Source organism: Enterococcus sp. AZ078, from assembly GCF_051714985.1.
GTDB classification, from domain to species: domain Bacteria; phylum Bacillota; class Bacilli; order Lactobacillales; family Enterococcaceae; genus Enterococcus_B; species Enterococcus_B hirae.
Window position 1 is genome coordinate 2,759,526 of the sequence record NZ_JBIOSW010000001.1, and the last position, 18,553, is coordinate 2,778,078.

The 18,553-nt window shown below is 36.3% G+C and carries 15 protein-coding genes and 1 riboswitch; of the genes, 2 read left to right on the plus strand and 13 right to left on the minus strand.

Going from position 1 to position 18,553, the window contains the following annotated elements:
- Positions 1 to 14: 14 nt before the first annotated feature.
- Together IGJ18_RS12880 and IGJ18_RS12885 are read right to left on the minus strand one after the other, a co-directional pair.
- Positions 15 to 233 (minus strand): YdbC family protein, encoded by a 219-nt coding sequence (locus IGJ18_RS12880; RefSeq protein WP_010720605.1) that lies wholly within the window; start codon positions 231 to 233, stop codon positions 15 to 17.
- Complete coding sequence (locus tag IGJ18_RS12885; RefSeq protein WP_438843404.1) at positions 203 to 1,918, minus strand: patatin-like phospholipase family protein; 1,716 nt, start codon at positions 1,916 to 1,918, stop codon at positions 203 to 205. The genes IGJ18_RS12880 and IGJ18_RS12885 overlap by 31 nt, the downstream gene beginning before the upstream one ends.
- Before the next feature lie 261 nt (positions 1,919 to 2,179).
- Here IGJ18_RS12885 and IGJ18_RS12890 point away from each other — a divergent pair, with 261 nt between their 5' ends.
- Entirely contained in the window at positions 2,180 to 2,956 is a 777-nt protein-coding gene (locus tag IGJ18_RS12890) for a hypothetical protein (RefSeq protein ID WP_010720607.1), read from the plus strand.
- A gap of 76 nt (positions 2,957 to 3,032) precedes the next feature.
- Here the strand turns inward: IGJ18_RS12890 and thiT are convergent, their stop codons facing one another.
- From thiT to mprF, 9 genes are all read right to left on the minus strand, one after another.
- Positions 3,033 to 3,593, minus strand: coding sequence for an energy-coupled thiamine transporter ThiT (gene thiT / locus IGJ18_RS12895; protein WP_010720608.1), 561 nt, complete (start codon positions 3,591 to 3,593; stop codon positions 3,033 to 3,035).
- A gap of 84 nt (positions 3,594 to 3,677) precedes the next feature.
- Positions 3,678 to 3,779: riboswitch (TPP riboswitch) on the minus strand.
- A gap of 18 nt (positions 3,780 to 3,797) precedes the next feature.
- Positions 3,798 to 4,766, minus strand: coding sequence for a ribose-phosphate diphosphokinase (locus IGJ18_RS12900; protein WP_010737274.1), 969 nt, complete (start codon positions 4,764 to 4,766; stop codon positions 3,798 to 3,800).
- A gap of 93 nt (positions 4,767 to 4,859) precedes the next feature.
- Positions 4,860 to 6,233, minus strand: coding sequence for a bifunctional UDP-N-acetylglucosamine diphosphorylase/glucosamine-1-phosphate N-acetyltransferase GlmU (gene glmU / locus IGJ18_RS12905; RefSeq protein WP_438843405.1), 1,374 nt, complete (start codon positions 6,231 to 6,233; stop codon positions 4,860 to 4,862).
- A gap of 366 nt (positions 6,234 to 6,599) precedes the next feature.
- Positions 6,600 to 7,418: a pur operon repressor gene (purR, locus tag IGJ18_RS12910; RefSeq protein WP_010720611.1), complete on the minus strand. Its 819-nt coding sequence runs from the start codon at positions 7,416 to 7,418 to the stop codon at positions 6,600 to 6,602.
- A 165-nt stretch (positions 7,419 to 7,583) separates the two neighbouring features.
- Complete coding sequence (locus tag IGJ18_RS12915) at positions 7,584 to 8,408, minus strand: metal ABC transporter permease (protein ID WP_010720612.1); 825 nt, start codon at positions 8,406 to 8,408, stop codon at positions 7,584 to 7,586.
- Positions 8,381 to 9,061 carry a metal ABC transporter ATP-binding protein gene (locus IGJ18_RS12920; protein WP_438843406.1) on the minus strand — a complete coding sequence of 227 codons (681 nt, stop codon included), beginning with the start codon at positions 9,059 to 9,061 and terminating at the stop codon, positions 8,381 to 8,383. Before IGJ18_RS12920 ends, IGJ18_RS12915 begins: the two co-directional genes overlap by 28 nt.
- 17 nt (positions 9,062 to 9,078) lie before the next feature.
- Positions 9,079 to 10,029, minus strand: coding sequence for a metal ABC transporter substrate-binding protein (locus IGJ18_RS12925; protein ID WP_438843407.1), 951 nt, complete (start codon positions 10,027 to 10,029; stop codon positions 9,079 to 9,081).
- A 324-nt stretch (positions 10,030 to 10,353) separates the two neighbouring features.
- The gene (gene ispE, locus IGJ18_RS12930) at positions 10,354 to 11,202 is read right to left on the minus strand and encodes a 4-(cytidine 5'-diphospho)-2-C-methyl-D-erythritol kinase (RefSeq protein WP_081128934.1); all 849 of its coding nucleotides are present in this window, start codon (positions 11,200 to 11,202) and stop codon (positions 10,354 to 10,356) included.
- Between the two features lie 241 nt (positions 11,203 to 11,443).
- The gene (gene mprF / locus IGJ18_RS12935) at positions 11,444 to 13,957 is read right to left on the minus strand and encodes a bifunctional lysylphosphatidylglycerol flippase/synthetase MprF (protein ID WP_438843467.1); all 2,514 of its coding nucleotides are present in this window, start codon (positions 13,955 to 13,957) and stop codon (positions 11,444 to 11,446) included.
- A gap of 234 nt (positions 13,958 to 14,191) precedes the next feature.
- On the opposite strand from mprF, the gene proC reads away from it, so the two are divergent.
- Entirely contained in the window at positions 14,192 to 14,998 is an 807-nt protein-coding gene (gene proC, locus IGJ18_RS12940; RefSeq protein ID WP_010720617.1) for a pyrroline-5-carboxylate reductase, read from the plus strand.
- Between the two features lie 153 nt (positions 14,999 to 15,151).
- Here the strand turns inward: proC and IGJ18_RS12945 are convergent, their stop codons facing one another.
- Together IGJ18_RS12945 and lanM are read right to left on the minus strand one after the other, a co-directional pair.
- Positions 15,152 to 15,313 carry a hypothetical protein gene (locus tag IGJ18_RS12945; protein ID WP_010720618.1) on the minus strand — a complete coding sequence of 54 codons (162 nt, stop codon included), beginning with the start codon at positions 15,311 to 15,313 and terminating at the stop codon, positions 15,152 to 15,154.
- Positions 15,314 to 15,437: 124 nt separating this feature from the next.
- Positions 15,438 to 18,341 carry a type 2 lanthipeptide synthetase LanM gene (gene lanM / locus IGJ18_RS12950; protein ID WP_438843408.1) on the minus strand — a complete coding sequence of 968 codons (2,904 nt, stop codon included), beginning with the start codon at positions 18,339 to 18,341 and terminating at the stop codon, positions 15,438 to 15,440.
- Between the last annotated feature and the right edge of the window lie 212 nt (positions 18,342 to 18,553).

Here is an 18,553-nt window from a genome sequence, read left to right on the forward strand (position 1 = left end):
CAGGGTCCTTTCTGTTACATATTTTCGATAGCTTTTTGTAATGCCTCAAATTCTTCATTGGTTAAAGTAAGCCCTTTACCCATTTTCTCATGTTCGGGCGCCCAGTCACGAAGATCGAATTTAGGTGGGCGGCCATTCCAGCTGACTAGGTTCAGCTCTTTTCGCCATCCTTTATTATTTTCGGATAAAACAGCGATCTCTTCTATGATTTCGTAGGAAAATTCTTGTGCCATGGTTGTTCCTCCTTTAGATAAAGTAAATATAAATTCAATAGGGTGTCAAATAACTGCGTATGAAGCTTAGATTGAAGTTGCTCGTTCTTTTTTTGTTTAACTAAATGAGCAATTTCATTGATTTGTTCCTGTTCACTCTTTTGCTTTTTTTGGTATTTTTGGACTCTGCGCCACTCATTACTATTTAATTGTCCGACCTCTCGAATCATTTGATCGAAAAATGAACTTGATTCTTTTTGAATGATCTGTTCGATCAATTCATCTACATCATAAACTTTATTCGGTAAAACGAGCTTTTTTTTGGCTAATAGTTCAAGCATCGCCACCCCGCATGTTTCAATTACTACCCTGTCTTTATATATATTACGCAGAGTTTGCCAAAATTTTGGTTGTTGAACAAAAGTTGTTTTTAGCTGAAGATCATTCACTAGATAGCTTAAAAATTTACGCCAATATTGTTCTGCAAGTTTCGTTGAATAGAACGTATACCAATTCCCCTCAAAATCACCTAACTTTTTTTTCATTTCCAGATAGCCTAATTGGAGATTGAATTGGTTTCTCTGCCGATCAAAAATCAAGAAGGTTCCCAATGACCAATTAGAGCGGCAGAGCCATGGAACAGTCTCTTCTGGTATCGTAATCTTCTTAGTCACACCGGGACCATCCACATCTACTATTAAGCACTCCGTTGCCCCTTCTTTAATTGCTACATCCACAGGCAAATTATTTCGATAACCACCATCAATATATTTTTGTCCAGCAATGTTTCGATAACTCATAGCGGGATAAAACGAGGCCGAAGCTAGGATCCAATCAGCAATTTCATTGCTTGCCAATTGCTGGATCGGTGTCACCACTTCTTTAAAATCAGGAAGTCGAGTCGAAACGGTAAATAAACGAGGACTTTTCATTTTTAAAATCTTCTCAGCATCTAATTTACTTTTGAGTAACTTTTCCAAAGGGGTGATTGAGGCTCCCCCCTTGATAATTGCTGCTCTCGTCATTTGCCGTGTTTCTTGGATAAACCTTTTCCGTAGATCTTCTGATAATGCAGTTTCTGGTAGCTGTAATACTTGATTCGTTGCGAGGGATTGCCATAAAGAAAGAGCTTGCGATAAATCATCTTGCAAGATCAATACACCGTTTAACGCACCAACTGAAGTTCCCGTAATTACTTCAAAATGAATCTGATGTTCTTTTAACGTTTGCCAAACACCGATTTGATAGGCACCATGAGCGCCACCGCCACCTAATACTAAACCAATATGATAGGTCAGTTTTTTTTGCCAAATTATCTGAGCCAACTGATTGTCTTGCGTATAACCATGATGAGATAGGAGTGTCTGCCAATATGTCGACAGTGGTTCAATCCATTGAAAAGAACAATATTTTTTGAAATAAAAACGGGAACACCACTCTATCTCTTTAAAAAAAAGCGTCCAACCAGGCATGTCACCAACCACTAGCACATTTTTAATCAGCCATTGTTCACTGGTTCGTTCGGCAATAAAATAAAGGGTATGTTTGTTACCGATCATCCGCCAAGCTTGCCTTTTCTTTGTTGCCAACCAAAAGGCATCACGGCTTTCCTGATGGGTAGCATAAAAGGGTAGCAATTGTTTGGCTCGTTGAAGTGTAGAGTAGAGGACTGTTTTTTCTGAACCGTACACTTGTTGAATCAGCATAATCTTCTCCTTTTTTATTATAACAAGACAAATATATTCTTTTAAAGTATACTATTTTTTTGAGAAATACTAAAATGAATACATTGTTCTTGTAAAAGCTATAACAAAATCCATTCCATCCATTTATACAAAAACAATGAAAATGTCCATGTTTATCACAAAAAAAGTGATTTTGTAATGGAATTTTAAAATAAAAGAAACAAGCTTTTTTTTAATAAATGTTGTAAAATGAAAGTGATAATGAGTGAGAGGAGGAGCATGATGTCTGAGTCAGTTTATGTACATATTGATACTACTAGCAATGCGGTTGTGACTAAGGGGCTGACTATTAGTGATTTTTCAAACAACATCGTGCATTTCCCACAAAATTTATTGTTATTAGATCCTTCAGAAAATGCTGGTGAATACGAATCCCATACTGGGTTGAAAGTGATTCGTGGAACAGAAAATATCCAACGCTTTTTCTCTTCTGCACGTAATCGTAATCATTCGAGTGATTTAAAATGGATCGATTTTAACGACTTAACGATGCTGAAAGAATTAACGCCATTAGAAATTTCAGAATTGTTATATTTTGGACACATGAAGACCCATCTTCACTCACCATTTTTTTATAAATTACAAAATAATTTCGTCTACTTCGATCTTAACGATCAATTAGAACGAATCTATTATCGCTATTTAGATGAATTTTATCGGATTTTTGCCAATAAACTAAGTATCATCTTGTCAAAAAAAATCAATGAGAAAAAATCGTTTTTCAAACGAGATATTCCTGTCGAAAAAATTAGTGTGGAATTACTGAAGAATATGCGTAATTTGATGCAAGAAGGAATCATTTTTTCTTTTGAACAAGGTGGATTGATCGATAACGATTATCATATCCCGATCTATGTCATTGAAGATTATATTTGGAAGCTAAAAGGAACAAGATACCTTGATGAAGAAGCAATTGGCACCTTAGTTTATCATGCAGAAGAAAAACGCTGGGAGCTTGTAGGAGAAGCTGCGGAACTCAACTATACTCCTTTAAGCTGATGCTTGGATGTTCCATCATTTTATACTTATAAAAAAAGAGCCTAGACACTTTTATAGTGACTGAGGCTCTTTTCGTTTATTTTTTCCCGATGAACAAAGCTGGAACTGTCCGACCGATTCCAAGCAAAACAACCATTGTAACAATTCCTGTAGCCAAGGCACTTGCACCATTCATGACTAAAGAAAAGAGCCATGGATTCATTCCCCACAAAGCATAACTTCCCCAAAAAACGACGCCTGCGACAAAATGCCAGAAATATCTAGCACCAACACCAACTAAAGTTCCTAATATAATAGTGGTTGTCATCCCTTTTTTATTGCCCATCGTTAGACTGTTTTGCAGCCTTTTAGCGAACACTCCTGCAAATCCTGCAAAGGTAAAAGCAATCGGATACTCGATCAATACTTGAATGACACTGAGATAATACACTTGTCCTGTTGGAAAATGTAAAATCCCCCAAATAAATCCTGATAAAATCCCTGCCTTCCAACCTCTTCTTAACGCAAACAATGTCAGTGGAATCTGTCCTAATGAAATCTCAAAGCTACTACCAATTTGAAGAGGAATAAAGGATAACACCATCGCTAGTGCAGCTACAAGTGTACCCTCAATCCATACTTTATATTTTTTCTCCATAAAAAAACTTCCTCCGTTCATTTGAAATCACAAAGGAGGAAGTAAATACAACATACTTCTACAACTAACGTTACATGACTAACGTCAATTGATCGTCACAATTCCTACGCTCGCATAACCGATACAGGTACGAAGGGTTTAGAAAAACTTCAATCTCAGCCTCATAAGGCTCCCCTTTGTGATACTATTCAATTTTTTTAATTCTTATTTTTTTGTTTCAAACAATGGACTAACAGGTTTGTTTTCGTGGATACGTTTAATTGCATCACCCATCAAACCACCGACACTTACTTCATCGATTTTTTCGATCTTACGGTCATCTGGCAGATAGATCGAATCTGTTACAACTAAGCGTTCAATCGCAGAATCTTCAATACGCTGTAAAGCTGGTCCAGATAATACTGGATGTGTACATGATGCGTAGACACTTACTGCGCCTGCTTCTTTTAGTGCGTTAGCCGCTAAGGTAATCGTCCCTGCTGTATCGATCATATCATCAATCAATACACAAGTTTTTCCTTCTACTTGCCCAATAATATTCATTACTTCTGCTACGTTTGCTTTTGGACGGCGTTTATCAATGATCGCAATTGGTGCTTTTAAAAATTCAGCCAATTTACGCGCACGAGTTACACCACCATGGTCAGGTGATACAACTACTACATCGTCCCCTTTAATCCCTTTTTCTAAGAAATAATTTGCAATCAATGGTGCACCCATCAAGTGATCAACGGGAATATCAAAGAATCCTTGGATTTGGACAGCATGCAAATCAAGCGTCAACATTCTAGTTGCTCCAGCTTTTTGAATCATGTTCGCCACAAGTTTTGCAGTGATTGGTTCTCTGGCACGAGCTTTACGATCTTGACGTGCATATCCATAGTAAGGCATTACTACGTTAATCGTTTTTGCACTGGCACGTTTCAAGGCATCAATCATGATCAGCAATTCCATTAAATTATCATTTACAGGACTACTCGTTGACTGAATAACATAAACATGTGATCCGCGAATACTTTCTTCAATATTCACTTGGATTTCTCCATCACTAAATTGAGTAACCGATGATTTACCCAATTCGACACCGACAGCTGCAGCAATTTTTTCTGCTAACGGGCGATTTGAATTTAACGCAAAAATTTTTAATCTTGGGTCAAAGTAATGTTTTGACATGGGGACCTCCACTTTCTTTTTCACAACTCTAGAATTCTACCTATTAAATACTAGTCATATTTTCTGAATAAATCAAGGGGTTTTACAAAAGTCTTAGTTTAAATAAGGGAGTTTTTTAGCATACTCTTCTTTATTGACCTGTCTTGCACGGGCAATTGCCATAGCATATTCAGGGATATCCTCTGTGATTGTTGACCCTGCAGCTACTGATGTATTTTTAGCAATTTCCACTGGGGCAATAATATTTGCATTAGAACCGATAAAACTATGATCACCAATTGTCGTGCGGTGCTTGTTTTTCCCATCGTAATTCACAAAGACCACGCCACAACCAACATTGATTTCTTCACCTAATGTGGCATCACCGACATAAGTCAAATGACCAACTTTGGTATTTTTACCAATTTCAGCATTTTTGACTTCCACAAAATTACCAATATGGACACCTTCACCAATTTCTGCTTTTGGTCGTAAATGAGCAAATGGTCCCACGTCCGCATGACTTTTCACAAGACTTTTTTCGATCACAGAATGTTCAACTACCACATGATCTTCAATCACACTATCTACGATTCGAGAATGGGCACCGATCACGCAATATGATCCAATGACGGTTTTACCTTGAAGTTGGACGCCTGCTTCGATCACTGTATCAGAACCAATCTCTACCCCGGCATCAATATAAGTCGTTGCTGGATCAACAAAACTTACACCATTGACCATATGCATTTTGTTGATTCTTTGGCGCATCAATTCATTAGCTTTAGCTAATGCAATACGATCATTGACTCCCATTGATTCATCAAAGTCTTCTGTCTGATAAGCTGCTACTGTTTTTCCAGCATCTTTAAGGATTTCAATGATATCGGTTAAGTAGTACTCCCCTTGTGCATTGTCTGTTCCTACTTTGTTCAATGCTTCAAACAGAGCTTGATTGTCAAAACAATAAGTTCCTGTATTGATTTCTTGGACCAATGCTTCTTCTGGTGTAGTATCTTTTTGCTCAACGATTTTTTCAACGATCCCAATATGGTCACGAATGATACGACCATATCCAGTTGGATCTTCGGCTTGTGCGGTTAGAATCGTGGCACTCGCATTTTTTCCTTGGTGATACTCAAATAAATTGTTCAATGTTTCAGTGGTTAAAAGCGGTGTGTCGCCACTGATCACCAGTGTCGTGCCTTCTTTCCCTTGTAAAAAAGATGCGGCTTGTAATACTGCATGACCTGTACCAAGTTGTTCTGCTTGCAGAGCGTATTCACTACGTTCACCCAACTGTGCCTTTACTTGCTCAGCGCCATGCCCGACGATCGTGATGATTTGATCTGGGTTGGTTTCACTTACTCGATTGATAATATGTTCCACCATCGGCTGTCCTGAAACTGGATGTAAAACTTTATATAATTTTGACTTCATGCGAGTTCCTTTTCCCGCTGCCAAAATGATTGCATAACGTGCGTCCAACTGCGTCACTCCTAATTGTATTTGATGGTTTTAAGTTTAGCCCACTCTACTCAATTTTTCAACCAAGCAGACTATATTTGTAACTAGACCATTTTTATCTTGGGGGTTTTAGTCAATCAACAATAGTGAGAGAAAAATAGGGTTATATGAAAAAGGAGAACGAATTTCTCTCATCTGACAGATAACAGCTGGATATCTGATTTGTTGTTGCTGATTGCTGTAGTGTTTCTATCGAAAATAAGCCAAAGAATTCCCAAAATAGGTGAAACTATTTTCGGATTCTCCGGCTTATTTCTCAGAGCTGGACACTTCTGACACAATCTCTTCCAGCTATTATTGATCGGCAAATAGATAAATTTTCAATCTCTAATCTTTGAAATAATTTCCTGGTACAACTGTAATGTTTTTGGTCTTCGTGTCGACATCTTTCACGTATAGTAATGAAGTATAATCGTCAATTGCACGATGACCATTAAATTTGGATTCTGCAAAAACGGTGATTCCTACAAGTTCAGATTCAAACTCTTCGATCAAGCTCTTCATTCCATTGACTGTGCCGCCGCCTTTCATAAAATCATCAACGACTAGGACACGAGAACCCCGTTTAAGACTTCTTTTTGACAATTCCATCTTTTCGATTCGTTCAGAAGAACCAGAAACATAATTCACACTAACTGTCGATCCTTCTGTGATCTTTGAATCACGGCGTACGATAACAAACGGTGCATTTAAATAATAGGACACAGCTTGCGCGATCGGCACGCCTTTCGTAGCAACTGTCATCACTGCATCGATTTTTTCACCTAAATACTTAGAAGCAATGATTTTTCCAACTTGGCGTAATAATTCGGGCTCACCTAGTAAATCGGATAGATAAACATAACCTCCAGGCAACAAACGATCTTGTTCAGACAATCGTTCAGCTAACGACTCAATGTATTTTTTGGCTTCTTCGTAAGAAATCTCTGGTATAAATAAAACCCCACCAGCGGCACCTGGAATTGTTTCTAGGGTACCATACCCTCGTTCCTTAAATGTTTTTTTGATAATTGCCAAGTCTTCACTGATCGAAGATTTAGCAGATTCATAACGTTCGGCAAAACTTGTCAATGAAATTAATTCGTGAGGATGATCTAATAAATACTGAGTCATATCAACAAGACGTTCACTGCGACGTACTTTCACATATTTCAGCTCCTTTTAAGAAATTATATCGTTTTACATTATATAAGTTTTCATTTAAAAATTCGAGCATTTTGTAAGAAAATAAGTTAAATAGTTCGGTATTTATCTAAATATAAGAAAAAGCAATGAAAATTTTTCGTTTTCATCGCTTTTCTTTTTGATTTTTTATTTATTTTTTCGCTTAATGGAAACAAGCACCCGCTTGAACAAATTGACCACAAGAAACAACACGATAAAGACTAGTGTGATCGTCGCACCCGGTGGCGTATCTAGATAAAAGGAACTTGTTAGTCCCGATAACATGCCGATAAAGCCAACACCGATACTAATGGCAATCACCACATTGAAACTTTTGCCTAAGCGCATACCGATCGCTGCAGGCAGGACCATAATTGCTGAAATCAATAATGCCCCGGCAATTGGAATCATGACAGCAATCGCAACACCCGTGATCACGTTGAACAGCATTGACATACGGTGAACAGGCAGACCATCAACATGGGCGGTATCTTCATCAAAAGTCAGCACGTACATTGGTCGCTTGAACAAAAAGAATAAGAAACCAATAATAACAAATAATACACCCAAAAAGATAACTTGATCCCAAGTAATCGTCACAATCGAGCCAAAGAGGTACGATTGGATACTTGTGGCTGAGTTTCCACCACTAAGATTCATCAAAACTAATGCCAGCGCCAGTCCGCCAGCCATTAAGATCGCAATTGAAATTTCTGAGTAAGTACGATAAATCGTACGTAAATATTCTAAAATCACCGCAGCTAATATTACTACGAACATCGTAGTCAACGTTGGATTGATATTCAAAAAGAAACCCAATGCCACCCCTGCCAGTGAAACGTGTGACAGTGTATCTGCCATCAATGATTGTCTTCGGATCACTAAAAAGACACCTAACATTGGAGCAATCCCCGCAATAAAAATGGCTGCTAAAAAAGCTCGTCTCATGAATTCATATGAAAGCAACGCCATGGAGAATCCTCCTTTCTTACCAAACGAATTTGTCGATCTGCATATTGCTTGATATCCTCATGATCATGAGTAATCATCAAAATTGCCTTGCCATGTTCATGGGCACTATGACGCAATAGTCGATAAAATTCATTACGAGATTCTTCATCCATCCCCGTTGTCGGTTCATCCAATATAAATAAATCTGGGTCAGTCGCAAAAATACGGGCTAAGCTAATCCGTTGTTTCTGTCCACCGGATAATTCTCCGATCCGTCGATGACGCATCTCCCACATTCCAACAGATTCTAAAGCTCGTTTAACATGCTGATGATCTTTTTCAGAAAGTCGTTTGAACCAACGTCCTCTCGGATAGCGACCGGAACGAACCAATTCTAAGACTGTACTTGGTAAGCCAGCATTAAAAGATGCCACTTGTTGGGGAATGTAACCAATACTTAATTTTTGTCCTTCTTGATTTTTGGGGGCGATTTTCACTGTTCCCTTAGAAGGTTTTAACAAGCCTAAGGAAGCTTTGATCAATGTTGATTTTGCTGCACCGTTTTCTCCTGTTAGAATAACGAACTCTCCTGCATCAACGTGATAAGACACATCTTCTAATACAGGTTCTTCATCATAATAAAAAGTCAAATCGGATATTTCGATATAATGCACGCGAAATGCCTCCGTTCTTAATTAATACTTTCTTTTAACGCTTTTAAGTTCTCTTCCATTACCGAAATATAATTTTCGCCGGCTTTGATTTGTTCACTTGTCAAACTCTCTAATGGATTCAATACTTCTAATTTAACACCCGTTTCTTTCGACAATGTTTCCGCCACTTTGGATGATGCATTTTCTTCAAAGTAAATCACTTTGATCTTATTTTTGTTCACAAAATCTTTTAGTTCAGCTAAGCGGCTTGGTGTGGGTTCTTGATCAGGCGTTACCCCTGCAATCGCTTGTTGGTGTAAATCATACTGATTCGCTAAATACGCAAATGCGGCATGTTGCGTCACAAACGTGCGGTTTTTGGCATCTTTGAGTGCATCCGTATATTTTTGGTTCAGGTTTTCTAATTTTTTGATATAAGCATCCGCATTTTTATCAAAAGTTGCCTTTTTATCAGGATACTTTTTCCCAAGCTCTGAAGCAATTGTTTTGACCTCTTTGATTGCTAACACAGGATCTAACCAAATATGTGGGTCATACTCATGCGAATGACTTTCAGAAGAAGCTTCTTCATGTTCATGATCATGGTCATGGTCTTCTTCTTCTGATTTCAGACGATCAATTCCTTTAGCTGCTTCAATCATCAATGTTTTATTCGTATCGACAGAATCTTTCAATGAGTCAACAAAAAATTCCATATCTGGACTATTATAAACAAACACATCCGCATCAGCGATTTCTGCTTGTTGTTTTGCACTAGGTTCAAAATCATGTGGTTCAGTCCCAGACGGGATCAACAACTTGACGTTTCCTTCATTTCCAACTACTTCTTTCGTAAATTCATACATCGGATAAAAGGTCGTAACAATCGTTAACTCATTTTTCTTTGAATCCTTTTGGTTCGTACCACCACAAGCCGCTAATAAAAACATCCCTACAGCTAGTGTTAAACCAATCATATATTTTTTCATAAGACTCTCCTTTCGAACAAATCGTAAAATTACGATTTATCAACGGAACTTAATGTATCAGAATAAAAAAATAGAGTCAATAGAAATCCTTCAATTTCTGATTTATACGAATAAATTCAATGTAAACCGTAAAATGAATGATAGTTTGTTCATGTTACTGAGAGCCAAACAAGCTTTCTAGTCCATTTTTTCCAACTTCTAAATAGAATAAATAACGTTTAGAGTAGCTAAACTGCAACCAACTCAAAAAAATCTCAAAACAGCTTCTTCTGTTTTGAGATTTTTTATTCTTCATCTCTTAGCAACAACTAGTTCTGGCCTATTTTACAACGTGCGTACTAAATATACTTCATCACAGAAACCTTTCAGCCCGTTATAGACTCTTTGTGCTCTTGAATAATGTTGACATAAGGCAAAGACTGTCGGTCCGCTTCCGCTCATCAAAGCGGCATCTGCCCCATACTTTAACATGCGTTCTTTGATTTGATGGATAATTGGATGACGTTTGCCGGTAACATCTTCTAAACTATTTCCCATGTATTGAATCATCGTATGGTAATCTTGTTGCTGGATTGCCTCCACTAGTCTAGGAATGTTCTGATGCTGGATTTTTTGCGCATCTACTTCTTTGAAGACGGTCCTAGTCGAAACACTCATTTTAGGTTTAACCAAGATTACCCAACACTGAGGCATTGAAGGGAGAACTTGGACCACTTCTCCTTTGCCGCCAACAAACGCAGTATTACCATAAACACAATAAGGCACATCCGTACCAACTTCCAAACCAATCTCAGCTAATTCTTCCAGAGAACAACCGAGATTCCATAGTTGATTGATCCCTCTCAGTGCAGCTGCACAATCTGTGCTGCCCCCACCCAGTCCAGCTGCAACTGGAATATTTTTTTTCACAAATATTTTTACGCCTTTTTTGATATGATACTTATTCTTAAGCAATGTTGCTGCTTGATAAACGTTATTTCGTTGATCTACTGGCAAAAATGCCTTATTCGTTTCTACGATGATTCGATCCTCAGGTATCTCTTCAAAGAATAAGTGATCTGCTAAATCTACACTCGACATTACCATTTCCAGCTCGTGATACTCATCGGGACGCTTGTACAAGACATCTAATCCCAAATTGATCTTAGCTGGTGCTTTTACTATCAGTTCCATCCTCTCACCCATTCAAAAAGTCTAAGTCGCAAGTATTCTATCACAGAGAAAAATAAAAGTATAGCTCATACGAGTGACGTGTTTACGATCTTAGCGGTTTTCTCAGACCTTTTCTGTCTACAGATAAAACAAACCATCCTTCGACCACATTCATTTTCTCTAGCTACCGTCAATCGCTTTTTCACGTTTTAAACTATGGGTAGCTAAAACACGTCACCAGTTATTCCTCTATTTACGCAATTTACAATTCCGTTAATACTTCTTCTGCAAAACTGATACTTTTTTCTTTTCCCTTCCCAATTAGTATAAACAACTGTAATGTGGCAAATGTAAAACTGCTTCCCTTCATGTAAGCAAAATAGCGACCTTCCCAGCGAGTGACATAGCGCAGTTTTTCTTCATAGGTCGATTGAAAGGAGTAAAAGAAACTACCATAATTATAAACAATATGCATGATGCGCTCTTGAAAGAATGCAAAGTCTGTTTCCCCTACATTTGCTAACGGAGCTAAACCAAGATTTGTCTCAAGATAGCCCTTTTCTTGGTAGACAACAAATAGATTGACTAATAAATAATCGGATAGTTCAGCAGGTTCATCTGGCAATACACGTAATAGATCATAGCCTGCTTGGCTTTCAGATATTGGTTGCTCTGTAATAAATCCAACCACTTTTTGTTCTTTGCGTACCACTCCAACACCGCTGGCTAACAGATAAGAATCGTCAAAACGCCCAACAGAAAAATGCTTTTCTCTCGCACCATGTAACCACTGATCCGAAACCTCACTCACCGCAGCTAATAATTCCTCAGGTAATTGTTCGTACCAAGTGAAATGATAGCCTTCATTAGTTAGACGCTGGTACTCTAGCTGTTGATTGACCCAAGGCATTTCTTCTGTAGTCAAATCTGCCATTCCCACCTCGCCGACTTTTGTAAAATGAAAACCTAATTCATGCAACATTACCACATATTTTTCTGAGATCTTGTAAAAAGCAATTTGATACCCTAAGCAATCAGCTTTTTGCATAAATTCTGTAATAGCAGGACGAATCATTTTAGGGTTGCCAATCGGGTCTCCCAAAACAAAGCATTTATTTCCTTTGATCTGGTAACCAAAGACGACTTGATCCTCTCCATTTTGTTGATAGTAATAATATTTATATCCTGGTAAACGAAGATAATGACTAGCAGATGTCCCCTGATAGACGGTCAACATCTGTTTGAATCTTTCGATTTGTAAATCTGACCCTAACTCATTCGTTTCAGAAGCAAGGTACTGATACAATGCTACTAATGCCAACAGCGAGATCCCTAGACCAATCAAGCCTGAAAACCAAACTTCATCGGATGGGAACAGGAGAAAGCGATCAGCTGTCAATCGATTTACCCAAAAACGTCCACTATGATACCCTGCAATTGCATAGACGATAAATAGAAACCCAAACAAACATAGATCAAAAAGAATGGCACCCCATGAATAAACAAATTTCTTACGGTAAAATTCTTTCCGAGCTAGCCAGACAGCCAGAAGAATCAAGATATACACTAAAATCAATTGCCAAGATAATGTTCGAGTAACTGTGTTAATGATTCCAAAAGCTAATAAAGCAATAGTTGGTAAAAAAGCCTTCTTCACTTTCATTGCTAACGCTCTTCCCAACCCAAGCAATAAGAATCCAATCAATAGATTCAACGTTTGGTCTAAAAAATTAAACGAGAAAGGTAATAAAATCTGAAACAATCGACTGATCGCAGAAAGATTCGTAATCGTAGATAGTAACACCATCATGATCCCTGCAAAATAAACGGCTGTGACCAAAATAAAATGCGCGATTTTTTGAAAGAGCAGTCGTGGTATATTGTCTAAAAAACGATTCACTTTTACTCCAGTATGTGACAGAAATAAAAATAAGCCAACCGCAAAAGGAACCACATAATAAAACAAACGGTAATAAAGTAACCAAACCACTGCAATATCTTGTCGAACAGCTAACTGACTCATACCTAAGATCATCAACACATCAAATGTCCCGACACCCCCAGGAACCATTGTCAACATACCGATTAACGTAGCGATAATAAACATTGGATAAATCGAAAATAAGGAAATATCTACATCCATCAAATAACCAATCGCTAAAAAAACGACCAATGCTCCAGTCCATTGCCCCACAGAAGCTAACAGTAACCCGACTAGACCCTTAGGATAGAATTCCGCAAATAAAGTTCTTCTTTTTAAATAAGCAAAGAAAAAAATAGCCGGTGCTATCACACTACCGCCAAGTAACCAAATCCAATAACTTCTAAAAATACTAGTAGTTTGTAGAAAAAAAACATCAATGAATGTTAGAAATGACCATAATGATAAACCAGTCAACATAAATAATGCAACTTTAGAAACGGTAGCAAGTACCATTTTCCGATTTGTTTCTTTTCCATAAAAATTTGCTCTAAGACTAGCTCCAACAATTCCTCCAAAGCCCGCTAAGTTATTAATTGTATTCGTAATAAAAGCAGCTAAGAAAAAATCGTGACGCTTCATTTTAGGTTTCCCTTGTTTTTCCAACACGCGAATCGTCACCCAGTCATACAACAACATTGGCAAAACACCGATCAACCCCACTAAAACCATTAAACACAGCGTAACATAACTTTGTTGTCGCATAGTTTGCCAAATATCTTGCCAACTCATTCCATTTGCAATATTTACGACTTGATTGGCAACGAAAACTATAATAGATCCAAAAAAAATCATTTTTAAAATCAAGCTATGATTTTTCAACCACTGAAATGCCGTATGACTTTTATTTTTCACACTTTACCATCCTTACTTGAAAACTTTCAATTTATAAATCAATGTTAGCTTATTTACCTTATTTTTACCACTTATGCACTAGTTTCACCTGTTTATGTATCTATCCACACGCTTTATTCTTTGCTTGCCCTTCATTGAAAAGAAAGCTATGCTAAAACAAAAGGAGAGGATAACATGAAAATTGGATTCATTGGAACAGGTAATATGGCGCAAGCAATCATTAACGGCTTGATTGAACACGAAACAGTGGCTAAAGAAGATATTTTTGTCTCAAGTGGTCATTTCGAAAATGCACAACGTTTTGCAGAAGCAACTGGTGTAACCGCCTGTCAAACAAATCAAGAAGTCGCAAAACAAGTAGATGTCATTTTACTGGCAGTCAAACCTAAAATCATTGACCAAGTACTGAAGGATTTAAGAAAATATAGTCAGAAATGTCTCTTTATTTCAATTGCTTCAGGAAAATCATTACATGATCTGGAAAAAGCCCTAAATGACCCCGAAGCGAAAATCATTCGTGTCATGCCAAACGTAAACGTTAGTGTAGGTGCAGGTGTCTCTGCTATCTGTAAAAATCATCATGTCACATATGAGGAATTCAAAGAAGCAACGCAGATCTTTGAAGCGATCGGCAGTGTCTATCCACTGGCAGAAGGTGATTTCAGTACGTTTATTGGGTTAGCCGGTAGTTCACCAGCATTTATTTATATGTTGATCGATGCCATGGGTCGTGCGGGTGTCTTTAATGGCTTACCTAAAAAAATGGCAACCGAGATCGCTGCCAAAGCTATTATGGGATCTTGTCAAAAATTCCTAGCAAGTGATGAAAACCCTTGGGAGCTAGTTGACCAGGTTTCTTCCCCTGGCGGAACAACGGTTGCGGGTGTTGTGGCTTTAGAAGAAGCTGGCTTCATTCCTGCTATTATCAAAGGGATCAATACAACGATCGAAAAAGATCGAGAAATGCTGGATAAGAAATAAAACGAATGAGTCTGAAGGAATCTTTTTACTAAAAAAAGTAGGACATTAATCAGATTTTTTCTGATTAATGTCCCAGATTCAGACTCTTCATTCTGAATTATTATTTTTCAATATTCACAATAAAACCTCTGAAACCTTTCATCCGTATATATTTTAGCAACAGCTAGATAAAGAGCCACAACCAAAACTACCACAACCAAGGCTACCCATTGTTCCGCAGATGGTATCTAGCGAAGCATTCAAACTATGTTCGTTGTTTAATACTGCTAATTCTTCAGAAACATTGCCTGCTTTCATTAATAGTCCTACTGCCATTTTCTTCACCTCCTTTCAAGTTGATCAATCATTTTTTATTGTCATCAACTGTTCGTTACACTTATCAATCTATTATTCAATCAGATCCTATCTCTTCATTCGTATTTTCGATTGAAGGATTTATCTATAAATCGAATAAAAGTATGTTTGGTATGTTAGGGTTCTCCAACGCTAACAATCCCAAAATCACCCCGGAAAGACCGGTCATCAAACCAACATCTAGAAACTCGTCTTCTAAACAACTTTCATTAATTGTTCGTTTGTCTAAGTATGCATTCCAATCATCGAGTAAGAACGCATATGACTTTATATTATGATGAATGAAGAAATGACGGTAAAGCCACATATTTCCTAAAAAGCCATGACATAAGCAACTATCTACACGTTCTTTGTTTAATTCTTCTTTTAATCGAGCAAAATATAATAGCTCCTCTGGGCTTTCTCCTTCCATAAGATATCGATGAGTAAGCATTCCTACAAGACCATTACAATAAAAAGTATTTTGCTCAATCCATTTTTCTCCTCTTGTATCAAACCACACACCGTTTTTACGATGTTGGTTTTCAAATAAGGTAACTGCGCCAATCGTTTCTTTTATTTTGGTTACCGAAAACAACTCTTCATAAATCGCTAAAGCATAAAGAATACCTGATGTTCCGTGAGAAAAACCTAAAATAAGTTTCTTTTCTACAGAGGATTCCCAATAACTTCCTTTTCCCTCTGATTCTATTAAATTATTTAATAAATTCTCCACACAAAGTCCAATTAATTTTTTTAATTCTTTATTAGGGCTCTTTTTATAAATATTACAAAAAAGTAGTAATAACCCCGCCGTACCACTCATAATATCCAGAATTTTGTCTTTTTTTATTTTTTGTCCCAGATATTGAAGGATATCTTGCTCAATTGCGATCAGTTTTGATGTTCGCAAGGATGGAGCAATCAAATTAAATAAATAGATATAGCCACCTAATCCAGAAAAAACCCCTATATCATAATTTTTTTGATTAGATAAATCAAAATGATCAAGTAAATCATTCAATATTAATAGAAATCTGTTTTTGTAATCAAAATCATTTTTCGTTTTCCATAAATAATAGTAAGTGATTGCTACACCAATTTTCCCATTATACAAACTGTTATTCATTGGCTGCAGTTTTAAACGAATTTTAAAGTCTTTGTCTTTTGTTAAATCTTCATAACCGGTATGAAGCCACGTCACCTGCTTATTGTGTACTATCCTTTTACTATGGATGTAAGACTCTAAAGTCTTGATCTCATCATTTTTTTCTCCAATTATAAAAAGATCTTCTAACGTAATATTTTTATCTCCAAAGCTTTTTTGCAAAATATTTAATTGGTAGTTTAAATCTTTCTCACTAAGAGAATGGATCTTTTTTTTCCATAGTGTTAAGAAATCTATACGACTGTTATTCGTAAATGTCATTTTTTTTGAAATGTTAAGTGTATTTGAGTTAAGTTTTGAAAAAACATAAGGGATATCCCCCTCTAGTATGTCCTCAATTTCATAGGTAAGAAATGGTGTAGAACCAAATCTTGCCATTTGAGAATAGACAAATAACAAGCGATCAAACGGTGCTGTCAAGAACCTAGGATGATAACTTAAAGTCGCTACTTTACTGTAAGTTGCTGTTGGTTTTATTAAATGTCGGATAGTAATATCATTTTTATAGCGCTCAACAATATCAATCAGCTCTGATTTTTTATCCAAAAATAGGTGAAATGTTTCTGTAAATCCTTGATAGATCTGTTGCTTATAGTCTAAAAAACGATAATTTTGTCCATGATACATCGGAACATTAGAATATGAATATTTAAATTCATCAGAATTTTCAGTGAATTTAATTTCTAAATCATCTTCTGAAACAATCAATTGTGGTACTGAAAAACGTTGGAATAAGTTTTCATGGCTTCCTAAAGCCGAAATATCATCTTTAAAAAATTCGTTGTACATAGGTACAATTCCAGAATTAAGAACAGAATTAGTCAAAATTTCATGTATCTTATCATTTACAGATAATGCTTCCATACGATCTAAATTGTTAAACAAGCATTCTAAATCAATGAGCATGGGTGAACCACCACTTGCAATTAGATTTTCAAGATGAATATCCGAAGCATTTAAATAGAAAAGAATTGCAATAATTGCCCCCATTTTATAATAGAAATCTTGAACTTCTTCTTCTGATTGACAAGGATCACTTACAATAAATTCTGACCAAGAATACGTTTTACGATTCAATAATTTTATTTGTGCTAGTTGTTTGTTAAAATTATTTTTATTAAATAAAGCAACGCATTCTCCAAATAATAAATCATTGTAATTACTTCGTGGTTTATAAATAATTTTATTCTTTTTACCTGTTATCACGAGTGGAAATTTTCCTGACAGATGCGGATCACCCAAAGAAAATTCAACTCCTATTTCTTGATCAAGTTGAATACTAAACAATTCGTTAATTTCCTTTGAATCATACTCTACATGTTGGATAACTTCAGAAATGTAACAGATTGTTTCTTTGATTTTTTTATCTATTAAATTGAATAAAACAGGAAATCTTTGAAACAAACCTGTGACGTATTTCTCATTAGATAAATAATTTCTAATATAACTTTTCACAGAGAGTTTTTGTAACTGTGACTTTAATAGATTAAAGTCATAAACAATCGTTCGCAAAAGAATCTCATGAATATCTTTGCAAAGGTTTTCATTAATGTTATTGCTAACATTTTTGTATTTTATTAGATTTGGGTACTTCATAAAATATTGCTCAGTTAGCTTTATTGTTACTTGTTGCGAGAATTTTTCAATTGAATCAACTTGTCTCCATTCTTTTAGTTCATTCAACATCTCTTCGTTCTGATCTTTTAGCAGTTTTTTTGAATGAACATACTGTTCCTTAAATTCATTAATATTCTGAAAATGAAAAAATTGTAAAAATTCCTCTTGCATATCTGAAGTCATAAATTCTGCTAAATTGTATTCCAACAACTCATAATTATCCATCTGCTTATCCCACCTCATCTATATTTAGATCATATAGAATCAATTACTTGTGTTTTCAAGAACAAAAACTATATCTTTCTACCCAATAAATCCTAGTAAAAAATTGTACATAAAATTGATTTCAAACTCATAGATCAATATATTACTAGTTTATACAACTTTTATCTCTCGTTAACAAAATGTACAATAATGCAACAAATTTTATTTCCTAA

What these genes read in the sequence shown, in the direction of transcription:
- IGJ18_RS12945 (WP_010720618.1), bottom strand. Translation starts at nt 15,313, where the DNA reads ATGGCAGTAGGACTATTAATGAAAGCAGGCAATGTTTCTGAAGAATTA.
- lanM (WP_438843408.1), bottom strand. Translation starts at nt 18,341, where the DNA reads ATGGATAATTATGAGTTGTTGGAATACAATTTAGCAGAATTTATGACT.
- proC (WP_010720617.1), top strand. Translation starts at nt 14,192, where the DNA reads ATGAAAATTGGATTCATTGGAACAGGTAATATGGCGCAAGCAATCATT.
- mprF (WP_438843467.1), bottom strand. Translation starts at nt 13,957, where the DNA reads ATGATTTTTTTTGGATCTATTATAGTTTTCGTTGCCAATCAAGTCGTA.
- IGJ18_RS12915 (WP_010720612.1), bottom strand. Translation starts at nt 8,408, where the DNA reads ATGGCGTTGCTTTCATATGAATTCATGAGACGAGCTTTTTTAGCAGCC.
- IGJ18_RS12890 (WP_010720607.1), top strand. Translation starts at nt 2,180, where the DNA reads ATGTCTGAGTCAGTTTATGTACATATTGATACTACTAGCAATGCGGTT.
- thiT (WP_010720608.1), bottom strand. Translation starts at nt 3,593, where the DNA reads ATGGAGAAAAAATATAAAGTATGGATTGAGGGTACACTTGTAGCTGCA.
- ispE (WP_081128934.1), bottom strand. Translation starts at nt 11,202, where the DNA reads ATGGAACTGATAGTAAAAGCACCAGCTAAGATCAATTTGGGATTAGAT.
- IGJ18_RS12885 (WP_438843404.1), bottom strand. Translation starts at nt 1,918, where the DNA reads ATGCTGATTCAACAAGTGTACGGTTCAGAAAAAACAGTCCTCTACTCT.
- IGJ18_RS12925 (WP_438843407.1), bottom strand. Translation starts at nt 10,029, where the DNA reads ATGAAAAAATATATGATTGGTTTAACACTAGCTGTAGGGATGTTTTTA.
- IGJ18_RS12880 (WP_010720605.1), bottom strand. Translation starts at nt 233, where the DNA reads ATGGCACAAGAATTTTCCTACGAAATCATAGAAGAGATCGCTGTTTTA.
- IGJ18_RS12900 (WP_010737274.1), bottom strand. Translation starts at nt 4,766, where the DNA reads ATGTCAAAACATTACTTTGACCCAAGATTAAAAATTTTTGCGTTAAAT.